This is a genomic window from Pseudomonas sp. GD04058, assembly GCF_029836855.1.
In the GTDB taxonomy this organism is placed as follows: Bacteria; Pseudomonadota; Gammaproteobacteria; order Pseudomonadales; family Pseudomonadaceae; genus Aquipseudomonas; species Aquipseudomonas bharatica.
In genome coordinates, this window is record NZ_JAOECN010000011.1 from 109,088 (window position 1) to 122,128 (window position 13,041).

At 64.6% G+C, this 13,041-nt stretch carries 11 protein-coding genes; 5 read left to right on the forward strand and 6 right to left on the reverse strand.

Annotation, left to right across the window (positions count from 1 at the left end):
* The first annotated feature begins 274 nt into the window (after positions 1 to 274).
* From N7650_RS12320 to N7650_RS12330, 3 genes are all read left to right on the forward strand, one after another.
* Positions 275 to 1,297 (forward strand): branched-chain amino acid aminotransferase, encoded by a 1,023-nt coding sequence (locus N7650_RS12320; RefSeq protein WP_009394554.1) that lies wholly within the window; start codon positions 275 to 277, stop codon positions 1,295 to 1,297.
* A 165-nt stretch (positions 1,298 to 1,462) separates the two neighbouring features.
* Complete coding sequence (locus N7650_RS12325; RefSeq protein WP_009394551.1) at positions 1,463 to 2,143, forward strand: response regulator transcription factor; 681 nt, start codon at positions 1,463 to 1,465, stop codon at positions 2,141 to 2,143.
* The gene (locus N7650_RS12330; RefSeq protein WP_064304318.1) at positions 2,121 to 3,503 is read left to right on the forward strand and encodes a HAMP domain-containing sensor histidine kinase; all 1,383 of its coding nucleotides are present in this window, start codon (positions 2,121 to 2,123) and stop codon (positions 3,501 to 3,503) included. Before N7650_RS12325 ends, N7650_RS12330 begins: the two co-directional genes overlap by 23 nt.
* Positions 3,504 to 3,620: 117 nt before the next feature.
* Here N7650_RS12330 and cysS read toward each other — a convergent pair whose 3' ends face one another.
* Together cysS and N7650_RS12340 are read right to left on the reverse strand one after the other, a co-directional pair.
* The gene (cysS, locus tag N7650_RS12335) at positions 3,621 to 5,003 is read right to left on the reverse strand and encodes a cysteine--tRNA ligase (RefSeq protein ID WP_009394548.1); all 1,383 of its coding nucleotides are present in this window, start codon (positions 5,001 to 5,003) and stop codon (positions 3,621 to 3,623) included.
* Between the two features lie 9 nt (positions 5,004 to 5,012).
* Entirely contained in the window at positions 5,013 to 6,710 is a 1,698-nt protein-coding gene (locus N7650_RS12340) for a glutamine--tRNA ligase/YqeY domain fusion protein (RefSeq protein WP_009394547.1), read from the reverse strand.
* 237 nt (positions 6,711 to 6,947) lie between these two features.
* Here N7650_RS12340 and N7650_RS12345 point away from each other — a divergent pair, with 237 nt between their 5' ends.
* Positions 6,948 to 7,448, forward strand: coding sequence for a peptidylprolyl isomerase (locus N7650_RS12345; protein WP_279898429.1), 501 nt, complete (start codon positions 6,948 to 6,950; stop codon positions 7,446 to 7,448).
* Positions 7,445 to 8,170: a UDP-2,3-diacylglucosamine diphosphatase gene (locus N7650_RS12350; protein ID WP_279898432.1), complete on the forward strand. Its 726-nt coding sequence runs from the start codon at positions 7,445 to 7,447 to the stop codon at positions 8,168 to 8,170. The genes N7650_RS12345 and N7650_RS12350 overlap by 4 nt, the downstream gene beginning before the upstream one ends.
* A gap of 125 nt (positions 8,171 to 8,295) precedes the next feature.
* Here the strand turns inward: N7650_RS12350 and N7650_RS12355 are convergent, their stop codons facing one another.
* Genes N7650_RS12355 through N7650_RS12370 form a run of 4 tightly spaced genes read right to left on the reverse strand, consistent with a single transcriptional unit; the run spans position 8,296 to position 12,968 of the window.
* Positions 8,296 to 9,825: a DHA2 family efflux MFS transporter permease subunit gene (locus N7650_RS12355; protein WP_279898434.1), complete on the reverse strand. Its 1,530-nt coding sequence runs from the start codon at positions 9,823 to 9,825 to the stop codon at positions 8,296 to 8,298.
* Entirely contained in the window at positions 9,822 to 11,015 is a 1,194-nt protein-coding gene (locus tag N7650_RS12360; RefSeq protein ID WP_279898436.1) for an HlyD family efflux transporter periplasmic adaptor subunit, read from the reverse strand. Before N7650_RS12360 ends, N7650_RS12355 begins: the two co-directional genes overlap by 4 nt.
* Positions 11,016 to 11,025: 10 nt before the next feature.
* Entirely contained in the window at positions 11,026 to 12,498 is a 1,473-nt protein-coding gene (locus N7650_RS12365) for an efflux transporter outer membrane subunit (protein WP_279898437.1), read from the reverse strand.
* Positions 12,495 to 12,968 (reverse strand): MarR family transcriptional regulator, encoded by a 474-nt coding sequence (locus N7650_RS12370; RefSeq protein WP_009394539.1) that lies wholly within the window; start codon positions 12,966 to 12,968, stop codon positions 12,495 to 12,497. Before N7650_RS12370 ends, N7650_RS12365 begins: the two co-directional genes overlap by 4 nt.
* Positions 12,969 to 13,041 lie beyond the last annotated feature (73 nt).

A 13,041-nucleotide genomic window follows, 5' to 3' on the forward strand; every position in this document is an offset into this window, starting at 1 on the left:
GGCGTTCAGGCTAAAGGCGGGCCGGGCTTTTAAAAACGGCAAATTACTTATGGGACAGACGCGACTCCGATCAGAACTTCGAACCTGAAAAACGCCTATCTACCACCCCGGCGGGAAAATCCGACCGCAGGTCGGCTGATCCGGATGGACGACGAATTGTCCCGGCGAATCTGCCGACAGGCGTTTCCGATCTGCACGGGATGTATTATCGTGACCGCCTTGCGCGCGAAGCGCGGCCTGACGTACAGGCCTTTGCCAACAGATCGAGGGTGCCATGAGCAACGAAAGCATTAACTGGGACAAGCTGGGCTTCGACTACATCAAGACCGACAAGCGCTACCTCTCCGTATGGCGCGACGGCGCGTGGGACGCGGGCACCCTGACCGAAGACAACGTCCTGCACATCAGCGAAGGCTCCACTGCCCTGCACTACGGCCAGCAATGCTTCGAAGGCCTCAAGGCCTACCGTTGCCAGGACGGTTCGATCAACCTGTTCCGCCCAGACCAGAACGCCGCGCGCATGGCCCGCAGCTGCGCCCGCCTGCTGATGCCGCAAGTGCCGACCGACGTTTTCATCGAGGCCTGCAAGCAGGTGGTCAAGGCCAACGAACGCTTTGTCCCGCCATATGGCAAGGGTGCCCTGTACCTGCGTCCGTTCGTGATCGGCGTGGGTGACAACGTTGGCGTGCGCACCGCGCCGGAGTTCATCTTCTCGGTGTTCGCCATCCCGGTCGGTTCCTACTTCAAGGGCGGCATGACCCCGCACAACTTCATCATCTCCGGCTACGACCGTGCCGCCCCGCAAGGCACCGGCGCGGCCAAGGTCGGCGGCAACTACGCGGCCAGCCTGATGCCGGGCGCCGAAGCCAAGAAACAAGGCTTCGCCGACGCCATCTACCTCGACCCGCTGACCCACAGCAAGATCGAGGAAGTGGGTTCGGCCAACTTCTTCGGCATCACTGCCGACAACGAATTCATCACCCCTAAATCCGCCTCCGTGCTGCCGGGTATCACCCGCCTGTCGCTGATGGAGCTGGCCGCCTCGCGCCTGGGCCTGAAAGTGATCGAAGGCGACGTGCTGATCGACGAGATCGGCAAGTTCAAGGAAGCCGGCGCCTGCGGTACCGCTGCCGTGATCACCCCGATCGGCGGCATCCAGTACAACGGCAAGCTGCATGTGTTCCACAGCGAGACCGAAGTCGGCCCGATCACCAAGAAGCTCTATGCCGAACTGACCGGCATCCAGAGCGGTGACGTGGAAGGCCCGGCTGGCTGGATCGTCAAGGTCGCTCTCTAAAGCTGCAAGCCACAAGCTCCAAGCTGCAAGAAAAACCGGTGCCCCGCGTCCGCTTTTCTCTTACAGCTTGGAGCTTGAATCCCTTCCAAACATAAATTTCCTTTAACCCGGGCCTTGCCTATTCTTTGGCACAATCCAGTTTCCAACCGCCGCCCAGGTAAAAGCATGCCCCGCGTACTGACTATCGAAGACGATGCCGTCACCGGCCAGGAGATCGTCGCCGAACTTTCCAGCCATGGCCTCGAGGTCGAGTGGGTCGACAACGGCCGCGAAGGCCTGGCCCGCGCCATCGCCGGCGGCTACGACCTGATCACGGTCGACCGCATGCTGCCGGAAGTCGATGGCCTGACCATCGTCACCACCCTGCGCAACCTCAAGATCACCACGCCGATCCTGATGATCAGTGCCCTCTCCGATGTGGACGAACGGGTGCGCGGCCTGCGCGCAGGGGGTGACGACTACCTGACCAAGCCCTTCGCCTCCGACGAAATGGCCGCCCGGGTCGAGGTACTGCTGCGGCGCAACAGCGTGCCCATGACCCAGACCCGCCTGCAGGTCGCTGACCTGGAGCTGGACCTTATCAGCCATGAGGCCCGACGCGGCGAGCAGGCCCTGAACCTGCTGCCCACCGAGTACAAGCTGCTGGAATTCCTCATGCGTCATGCCGGGCAGGTGATTACCCGGATGATGATCTTCGAGGAAGTCTGGGGGTATCACTTCGACCCCGGGACCAACCTGATCGATGTGCATATCGGCCGCCTGCGCAAGAAGATCGATGCGCCCGGCCAGACGCCGCTGATTCGCACCGTGCGAGGCTCCGGCTATGCCATTGCCGAACCCGCATAAGGGCTGGAGTTCGTCCACCAGCCGTTTGCTGGCGCTGTACAGCTTCCTGTTCGTGGCCTGGAGCAGCATCCTCATGGGGGTGCTGTACTTCGAAGTGTCCAGCTACCTGAACAAGCTGACCCGGCATTCCCTGACCCAGCGCCAGCACCTGTTCGCCCATATGAGCGGCAAGCAACTGGACGATGCGCTGATCGCCAGCCAGGCCTTCGAGGAACGCAGTTTCGACGCCTACGGCCTGTTCGACGCGCAATTCAACCCGCTTGGCGGCCAGATCCGCCAGATGCCCGCAGGGCTCGGCCTCGACGGGCGGATCCATGAGCTCAAGCGCTGTCTCGACGCCGACGACCCGCGCCTGCCGGCCGACAGTTGCGACGGCGTGGCGCTGAAGGTACCGGACGGGCGCTGGCTGGTACTGGTGCGCGACAACGGATCGCTGTTCGTGGTCACCCGGATCATCCTGCATGCCCTGCTCTGGGGACTTTCACTGACCATCATTCCCGGCATCGCCGGCTGGTACTGGCTGCGGCGTCGGCCACTCAAGCGCATCCGCGCGATCCAGGCCACCGCCGAGCAGATCGTCGCCGGCGACCTGACCCGGCGCCTGCCGCTGTCGCAGCGGCGTGACGAGCTGGACATGCTGGCAGCCATCGTCAACGCCATGCTCGACCGCATCGAGCGCCTGATGCATGAGGTCAAGGGGGTCTGCGACAACATCGCCCACGACCTGCGCACGCCGCTGACCCGCCTGCGCGCCCAGTTGTACCGCATCCGCCAGCAGGCCGGGGATGATGCGCCCCAGGCCGAAGCGATGGAGCAGGCGATCGCCGAGACCGACACCCTGATGGCGCGCTTCCGCGGCTTGCTGCGCATCAGCGAGCTGGAAGACCGCCAGCGCCGCGCAGGCTTCGTCGAACTGGAGACCGGGGCGTTACTGGCAGAACTGCATGACTTCTATCTGCCGCTTGCCGAAGACGGCGAAATTGCCCTTGCGCTGAAGATGCCGGAGGCGCTGCCGCCGCTGTTCGGCGACCACGAATTGCTGTTCGAGGCCCTGGCCAACCTGGTGGGTAACGCGATGAAGTTCACCCCCGCCGGCGGCCAGGTGCGAATCAGCGCCAGCAGCGATGACGACGGCGTGCATATCGCGGTGGAAGACAGCGGGCCGGGGATTCCGGCGGAGGAGCGGGAGACGGTGCTGAAGCGCTTCTATCGCAGCGAGGAAGGCCACAAGCATGCGGGGTTCGGGCTGGGGCTGTCGATCGTCGCGGCGATCGTCGATCTGCATGGGTTCGGGCTGGAGGTAGGGGAAAGCGACCTCGGCGGGGCCCGGCTGGTGATGCACTGCCGGGGGCAGGTGTGAAAGGCTGATGGCCTCATCGCCGGCAACGCCGGCTCCCACAAGGTCGGCGGTTTACGCGATTGATACCTGTGGGAGCTGGCTTGCCAGCGATGGGGCCATCGCTGGCAACACAAGGCTTCAGTCAGCCAGACGCCAGGTGGTCCCGCCCTTGCCGTCTTCCAGCACCACGCCCATTGCAGTGATCTGGTCGCGGATGCGGTCGGACTCGGCCCAGTTCTTGTCGGCACGGGCCTGCAGGCGGGCCTGGATCAGCGCCTCGACTTCAGCTGCATCGACCTTGCCCTCGGCCCCCGCACGCAGGAACTCGTCGGCATCCAGCTGCAGCACGCCCAGCAAACCACCCAGCTCGCGCAGACGCCCTGCCAGGCCAGCCGCAGCCTGTGCGTCGCTGTCGCGCAGACGGTTGATCTCGCGCACCAGGTCGAACAGCACGGCACAGGCTTCGGGGGTGCCGAAGTCGTCGTTCATCGCCGCGGCGAAACGCTCGACGAATTCCTCGCCACCCTGCGGCGCCACCAGCGGCAGGCCGCGCAGCGCGTGGTAGAAGCGTTCCAGGGCACCCTTGGCGTCGCGCAGGCTGTCCTCGGAGTAGTTGATCGCGCTGCGGTAGTGGCTGGACACCAGCAGGTAGCGGACCACCTCCGGGTGATACTTGTCGAGCACATCGCGGATGGTGAAGAAGTTGTTCAGCGACTTCGACATCTTCTCGCCATTGATCCGGATCATCCCGCAGTGCATCCACGACGCAGCGTAAGGCTTGCCGGTGGCCGCTTCGCTCTGGGCGATCTCGTTCTCGTGGTGCGGGAACTCCAGGTCGCTGCCGCCACCATGGATGTCGAAGCTCTCGCCCAGGCAGCAGGTGGACATCACCGAGCACTCGATGTGCCAGCCCGGACGTCCCGGGCCCCACGGCGATTCCCAGCTCGGCTCGCCCGGCTTGACGCCTTTCCACAGGACGAAGTCCAGCGGGTCCTGCTTGGCCTCGTCCACCTCGATCCGCGCGCCGATGCGCAGGTCTTCGATCTTCTTGCGCGACAGCTTGCCGTAGCCGACGAACTTGCCGACCCGGTAGTACACGTCGCCGTTGCCCGGGGCGTAGGCGTAACCCTTGTCGATCAGGGTCTGGATCATCGCGTGCATGCCCGGGATATGGTCGGTGGCACGGGGTTCCAGGTCCGGCTTGAGGATGTTCAGGCGGCGCTCGTCCTCGTGCATCGCATCGATCATGCGCGCGGTCAGGGCGTCGAACGACTCGCCGTTCTCGTTGGCGCGGTTGATGATCTTGTCGTCGATGTCGGTGATGTTGCGCACGTAGGTCAGGTCGTAGCCGCTATAGCGCAGCCAGCGGGTGACCAGGTCGAAGGCGACCATGCTGCGGCCGTGGCCCAGGTGGCAGAAGTCGTACACGGTCATGCCGCAGACGTACATCCGCACCTTGTTGCCTTCCAGCGGTTTGAATACTTCCTTGGTCTTGCTCAGGGTGTTGTAGATGGTAAGCACGAAATTTCCTCAGCTGCCCCAGGAGTCACGCAGGGACACGGTGCGGTTGAATACCGGTTGGCCTGGACGGGAATCTTTCAGGTCGGCGCAGAAGTAGCCTTCGCGTTCGAACTGGAAGCGGTCCTCTGGCTGGGCGTTACCCAGCGATGGCTCGGCACGACAACCACGCAGCACCTGCAGCGAATCCGGGTTGATGTTGTCGAGGAAGCTGCCGCCCTCTTCGGCCTTCTCCGGGTTCGCAGCACGGAACAGGCGATCGTACAGACGCACTTCGCACTCGACGCTGCCTTCGGCCGGGACCCAATGGATCACGCCCTTGACCTTGCGGCCTTCCGGGTTCTTGCCCAGGGTGTCCGGATCGTAGGAGCAGCGCAGTTCGACGATAGTGCCCTCGGCATCCTTGATCGCCTCGTCGGCGCGGATCACGTAGCTGCCGCGCAGGCGCACTTCACCGGCAGGCTCCAGGCGCTTGTAGCCCTTGGGCGGCTCTTCCATGAAGTCGTCGCGGTCGATGTACAGCTCGCGGGCGAACGGCAGGACGCGCACGCCCATGTCTTCCTTCGGATGGCGCGGCAGTTCGAGCTGCTCGACCTGGCCTTCCGGGTAGTTGGTGATCACCACCTTCAGCGGACGCAACACGCACATGGCACGCGGCGCATTGCGGTCGAGGTCGTCACGGATGCTGAACTCGAGCATGGACATGTCGACCACACCGTCGGAACGGTTGGTGCCGATCATTTCGCAGAAATTGCGGATCGACGCCGGGGTGTAGCCACGGCGACGGAAACCGGACAGGGTCGACATGCGCGGGTCGTCCCAGCCATTCACATGCTGCTCGTCCACCAGTTGCTTGAGCTTGCGCTTGCTGGTGATGGTGTAGTTCAGGTTGAGGCGGCTGAATTCGTACTGGCGCGGCTTGCACGGCACCGGCAGGTGGTCCAGGAACCACTCGTACAGCGGGCGATGGCCTTCGAACTCCAGGGTGCAGATGGAGTGGGTGATGCCCTCGATGGCATCCGACTGGCCGTGGGTGAAGTCGTAGTTCGGGTAGATGCACCACTTGTCACCGGTCTGGTGGTGATGGGCATGGCGGATGCGGTAGAGGATCGGGTCGCGCAGGTTCATGTTCGGCGAAGCCATGTCGATCTTCGCCCGCAGGACGCGCTCGCCGTCCTTGAACTCGCCGGCCTTCATGCGCGCGAACAGGTCGAGGTTCTCTTCGACGCTGCGCTCGCGGAACGGGCTGTTCCTGCCCGGCTCGGTCAGGTTGCCGCGGTATTCCTTGGCCTGCTCCGGGGTCAGGTCGCAGACGTAGGCGTTGCCCGACTTGATCAGGTCGACGGCCCAGGCGTGCAGCTGGTCGAAGTATTCCGAGGCGTAGCGCACCGGACCGGTCCACTCGAAGCCCAGCCACTTGACGTCTTCCTGGATGGCGTCGATGTATTCCTGGTCTTCCTTGGCCGGGTTGGTGTCATCGAAACGCAGGTGGCAGGCACCGCCGAATTCCTTGGCCAGGCCGAAGTTCACGCAGATCGACTTGGCATGGCCGATATGCAGGTAACCGTTGGGCTCTGGCGGGAAACGGGTGACGATGCTGCTGTGCTTGCCCGAATCCAGGTCGGCCTGCACGATCGGGCGCAGGAAATTCACGGGAACGGCGGGCGCGCCTTTGGCGGCATTGGGAGCGGTGTCGGTGGGCTTGCTCATAGGATCCTTGGAAGTCCGGTCTGCGGCGCGGGTAGGCCGCGTGAAACAAAGCCCGTATCATAGCCGAAGCCGTCGCGCCGCCGACAGCACCACGCCGACAAACCGGCGCTAATATGCACGGCGTACGAAAAAAATCCCTGGCAGCAACGTATCGCCGCTGGCGAAGCGGGCGTCAGGGTCATATATGTGCGATGCACATCTCTTCTTACCACATGCCTTGAGAGAGCGAATTCCAGCATGGCCAAAGTCAAACTGAGCACCAACCACGGCGACATCGTCCTGCAACTGGACAGCGAAAAAGCCCCGAAAACCGTGGAAAACTTCCTCCAGTACGTGCAAGACGGCCACTACAACGGCACCATCTTCCACCGCGTGATCAAGGGCTTCATGATCCAGGGCGGCGGTTTCGACGCCAGCATGAGCCAGAAGAAAACCCGAGCCAGCATCCAGAACGAAGCCGACAACGGCCTGCCGAACAAGAAGTACTCGATCGCCATGGCCCGCACCATGGAGCCGCATTCGGCTTCGGCACAGTTCTTCATCAACGGCACCGACAACGATTTCCTCAACCACAGCGGCAAGAACGTGCAGGGCTGGGGCTACGCGGTATTCGGTGAAGTGACCGAAGGCCAGGAAGTCGTGGATGCCATCGAGAAGGTCGCCACCGGCTCCAAGGCTGGCCACCAGGACGTACCGAAGGACGACGTGATCATCGAGAAAGCCGAGATCATTGAGTGATCCTGCTGGTCTCCGACCTGCATTTGCAAGAAGAGCGCCCGGACATTACCCGGGCGTTTCTTGATCTGCTGGCGACCCGCGCCCGGGATGCACAGGCCCTGTACATCCTTGGCGACTTCTTCGAGGCCTGGATCGGCGACGACGGCATGACGCCGTTCCAGCAGTCGATCTGCCAGGCCCTGCGCGCGCTGAGCGACAGCGGCACGCGGGTGTTCCTGATGCACGGCAACCGCGATTTCCTGATCGGCCAGGCCTTCTGCAAGGCTGCCGGCTGCACCCTGCTCAAGGACCCCAGCGTGGTCGAGATGGGCGGCGAGCCGGTGCTGCTGATGCACGGCGACAGCCTGTGCACCCGCGACGAAGCCTACATGAAGCTGCGCCGCTACCTGCGCAACCCGCTGAGCCTGTGGGTCCTGCGCCACCTGCCGCTGTCGACCCGGCGCAAGCTGGCGCGCAAGCTGCGCAGCGAAAGCAAGGCGCAGACGCGCATGAAGGCCAATGACATCATCGACGTCACCGCCGAGGAAGTACCGCGCCTGATGCAACGCCACGGCGTGCGCACCCTGATCCACGGCCACACCCACCGGCCGGCCATCCACAAGCTCACCCTCGAAGACGGCAGCGCCGGGCGGCGCATCGTGCTGGGCGACTGGGACAGGCAAGGTTGGGCGCTGCAAGTGGATGAACAAGGCTTCCAGCTGAGCCCGTTCGACTTCGCCTGATCCCTTCCTGAACCTCACGCCATCCCTGTAGGAGCTGGCTTGCCTGCGATGGGCCGCGCAGCGGCCCTAAAACCCCCAGCACGAGCAGCAGGGAGTTGAGCTGCGCCCGGGTTTTCACCCTCCACTCAATGCCCGCCCGACGCTGGCCCCGCCTTCGCCGCGAACGGCGGTTTCGCCAGCCACACCAGCAGGATCAACCCCGCGAATATCCAGCCCATCAACGTGAAGTAATCCACCGTCGACATCATGTAGGCCTGGCTGCTGAGCATCTGCTCCAGTTGCCGATACGCCGTGCCCCCTGCCCCACCCAATTGATGCAGGGCATCGCGGGTCGCCGGATCGTAGGTGCTGATGCTTTCGCTGAGGTAGGCATGATGCTGGTCCGCGCGACGGATCCAGATCCAGGTGGTCAGCGACGCCGCGAAGCTGCCACCGAGGGTGCGCAGGAAGGTCGCCAGGCCCGAGCCGTCGGCGATCTGCTGCGGCGGCAGGTCCGAGAGCAGGATGCTCAGGGTCGGCATGAAGAACAGTGCCACGCCGATGCCCATGAACAACTGCACCAGCGCTACGCGCTGGAAGTCCACTTCATGGGTGAATTCGGCACGCATGAAGCAGCTCAGGCCGATCGCCAGGAACGCCAGCCCGGCCAACAGGCGCAGGTCGAAGCGGTGCGCGTACTTGCCCACGAACGGCGACATCAATACTGGCAGCAAGCCGATCGGCGCTACCGCCAGCCCGGCCCAGGTGGCGGTATAGCCCATCTGCGTCTGCAGCCATTGCGGCAGGATCAGGTTGATGCCGAAGAAACCGGCATAGCCGCCCACCAGCACGATGGTGCCGATGCGGAAGTTGCGATAGGCGAACAGCCTGAGGTTGACCACCGGGTGCTTGTCGGTCAGTTCCCAGATGATGAACACGGCAATGAACACCACGGATATCAGGCTGCCGACGATGATGAAGTTCGACTCGAACCAGTCCAGGTCGTTGCCTTTGTCGAGGACGATCTGCAACGCGCCGACACCGATGATCAGGCTCAGCAGACCGACGTAGTCCATCGGCTGGCGGCTGGTCTGCACCGGCCGCGTGCGCATCTGCTGGCGAACCACGGCGGCAGCGAACAGGCCGATGGGCACGTTGATGAAGAAGATCCAGGGCCAGCTGTAGCTGTCGGTGATCCAGCCGCCGAGAATCGGCCCGGCAATCGGCGCTACCACCGTGACCATGGCCAACAGCGCCAGGGCCATGCCGCGCTTCGCCGGTGGATAGACCGCGATCAGCAAGGTCTGGGTCATCGGGTACAACGGCCCGGCGACCACCCCTTGCAGCACGCGAAAACCCACCAGTTCCGGCATTGACTGGGAGATCCCGCAGAGGAACGAGGCCAGCACGAACAGCAGGGTTGCCCAGATGAACAGCTTGACCTCGCCGAAGCGCCGGCTCAGCCAGCCGGTCAGCGGCAGGGCGATGGCATTGCTCACCGCGAACGAGGTGATGACCCAGGTGCCCTGTTCCGAACTCACCCCGAGGTTGCCGGAAATGGTGGGCAGCGCCACGTTGGCGATGGTGGTGTCGAGCACCTGCATGAAGGTCGCCAGGGACAGGCCGATGGTGGTCAGCAGCAGGCTCGGCGGGGTGAACGAAGCCTGGTTGCTCATCGCTGGGCCGTCTTGTCGCTGGCGCTGTTGTCATGGATCAGCCTGGCGATCAGGGTATCGGCTTCAGCCAACTGGCGATCATAGACCTGGGTGGCGAAGCTGGCCTTCTGCGGCGGCTGCTGGGCCAGGACCGGGCCGCTCTGGTCGTGCAGGTCGACGTCGACCAGGGTCGACAAACCGATGCGCAGCGGATGCTGGGCCAGTTGCTCGGGATTGATGTGCACCCTTACCGGCACGCGCTGGACGATCTTGATCCAGTTGCCGGTGGCGTTCTGCGCCGGCAGCAGGGCGAAGGCGCTGCCGGTCCCGGCGCCGAGGCTGTCGATGGTGCCGTTGTATTTCACGTCGCTGCCGTACAGGTCGGCGGTGATCTCGACTGGCTGGCCGATACGCATGTTGCGCAGCTGGGTTTCCTTGAAATTGGCATCGATCCAAAGCTGGTCAAGGGGAATCACCGCCATGGTTGCGGTGCCCGGCTCCAGGCGCTGGCCAAGTTGCACGGTACGCTTGGCCACGTAGCCGGTGACCGGCGCCACCAGGGTGGTGCGGGCATTGCTCAGGTAGGCCTGGCGCAGCTCGGCGGCGGCGGCCTGGACTTCCGGATGGGAGGACACCACGGTGTCGTCCACCAGCGCCGTGGTGGTATTAAGTTGCTGCTGGGCATTGCTCAGGGCGCTCTGGGCCGAGGCCAGGTCGTCGCGGGCGTGGGACAGCTCTTCCTGGGAAATCGCCCCGCCCGCGGCGAGGGTCTTGCGTCGGTTGTAGTTTTCCTGGGCCTTCTGCAGTTCGGCCTTGCGCGCCGCGACCTGGGCCTTCTGCCCGTCGACATTGCTGTACAGCCCGCGCACCTGGCGCACGGCACGGGCCAGCTTGGCCTCGGCGGCCTGCAGGCCAACCTCGGCGTCGCTCGGGTCGAAGCGGATCAGCTCCTGGCCGGCCTGCACCAGGTCGCCGTCGTCGGCGCCGATGCTGACCACGGTCCCGGAGATCAGCGGGGTGATTTCCACCACGTTGCCGTTGACGTAGGCGTCGTCGGTACTTTCGCTCCAGCGCCCGTACAGCTCGTGCCAGGCCCAGGTGCCGGCGCCCAGGGCGACGACGATGAGCGCCAGAGCGATCAGCCAGGTCTTGCGCTTGCGCTGGTTGTTGACGTCCTGCTCGTTGACGGCAGTGTCCGTTGGGTTAGCCATGACGAATACCTTATGGGTGTCGGGGAGCCGGCGATGCGCTCGCCGCCTGTTGTTGCGGTTGATCCTGGAAGCCGCCGCCGAGGGCCTGCATCAACAGGATCGAGCGATCGATGCGCTCGGCGTTGAGTTCGGCCAGTTGGCGCTGGGCCTGCAGCAATTGCTGCTCGATGCTCAGCACATCGAGGAAGTTGCCGATGCCCGAGCCATAGCGCTGCATCACGGTGTCGTAGGACTGCTGGGCGATATCGGCGGCGCGCTGCTTGGCCGCGACCTGCTCGCCGAGGGCGTGCAACTGGTCGATGCTGTCGCTGACTTCACCGAGGGCGTTGACCAGGCTTTTGTTGTACTGGGCAACCGCCAGGTCGTACTCGGCATCGCGGGCATCGAGGTCGGCGCGCAGGCGGCCGCCGTCGAAGATCGGCAGGGACACGGTCGGGGCGATAGTGAAGAAGCGGCTCGGCGCACCGAAGATCGCATCCCCCAGCAGGGCCTGGGTGCCGGCGGCAGCGCTCAGGTTGAGGTTGGGGTAGAAGCGGGTCTTGCCGGCGTCGATGGACTTGCTCGCCGCCTCCACGCGCCAGCGCGCCGCCACCAGGTCAGGACGACGCCCCAGCAGCTCGGCCGGCAGCACCGATGGCAGGGCTACCGCGCCGGGCTTGAGCACCGCCGGACGGGCAATCTCGCGCGCCCGGTCCGGCCCCTTGCCCAGCAGCACGGCCAGCGCCACCTGGGCGCTGCGCAGTTGCTTGGCGGCATTGATCGCCTGTTCCTCCGAGCTGGCGGCGAGGCTTTCGGTCTGTTGCAGCTGGTAGTCGCTGTCGATCCCCGCGCTCAGGCGGCGCTGGCCCAGGTCGAGCATCTGCCGGGTGCGCTTGAGGTCTTCCTGGGTCAGGTCGTTGACGATGTAGGCCTGGCCAAGCTGGCTGTAGGCCCGGGCCACGTCGGCGGCCAGGGTCAGGCTGGCAGCCTGGCGGTCCACCTCGGCGGCGCGGGCCTGGCCGAGGGCGGCTTCCCAGGCATCGCGCTGGCCGCCCCAGAGGTCGAAGTTGTAATTGAAGTCGAGGCTGAGGCTGCGCAGGGTCGAATAGCGCCCGCCCTGCCCGGCAGGGTCCTGATCACGGGCCAGGCGCGAGCGGCTGACGCTGGCGTTGGCGTCCAGGGTCGGCATGCGTTCGGCATCGGCGGCCAGGGCGGCGGCGCTGGCCTGGTGGGCACGGGCGCTGGCGATCTGCATGTCCGGGCTGTCGCGCAGGGCCTCGGTGATCAGGCCGTCCAACTGTGGATCGCCAAGGTCGCGCCACCAGTCGCTCTTCGGCCAGGCGGCCGGCGACAGGGTGACGCCTTCGAGGGTCTTGCCGGCCTTCAATTCGCTGGCAGACAGGCGCTGGCCAGTGGTCGTCAAGCCTTGGTAACTGGCGCAACCGGCCAGGCTCAAGGCAAGTACCAGCAGGCTCAGGCTGGTGCGCAAGGCAGTCTTGTTCATTTATGGCTCACCCGCATCAGGGTCAGCGTATCGCCTGCGCAAACCAGGACCTTGGTCAGGATCGAGGTGAGTGTCGCCAGTTCTTCCGGGTCGAGCACGCCGACCAGCTCGTTCATCGCCGCCGCACCGATATGCGGCAGGCGATCGGCCAGGGTACGCCCTTCGTCTGTCAGGCCGACGCGGACCTGGCGACGGTCGTCGGGGCAACGGCTGCGCGCGATCAGGTGCTTCTGTTCGAGGCGGTCGAGCATGCGGGTCATGGCGCCGCTATCCAGGCCGAGGTACCGGCACAGGTCGGCCGGGGTGTCCACGGCGAACTGGGCGATGATGATCAACACCTTGAACTGCGCGGCGGTAACGTCGTGATCCTGCAGGTGGGTATCGAGAATACGGTCCTTGACCAGCGCGGCGCGGCCCAGGAGCAGGCCGATGGTGCAGGTCTGGAAGTTTTCGGGGGTGAAATGCTGCATGTGGGGAGAACCCTGCTTAGGCAGTGATGTAAGCAAATATGTCTGCTCAGGCAATCATTGTCCAGGCATTTAT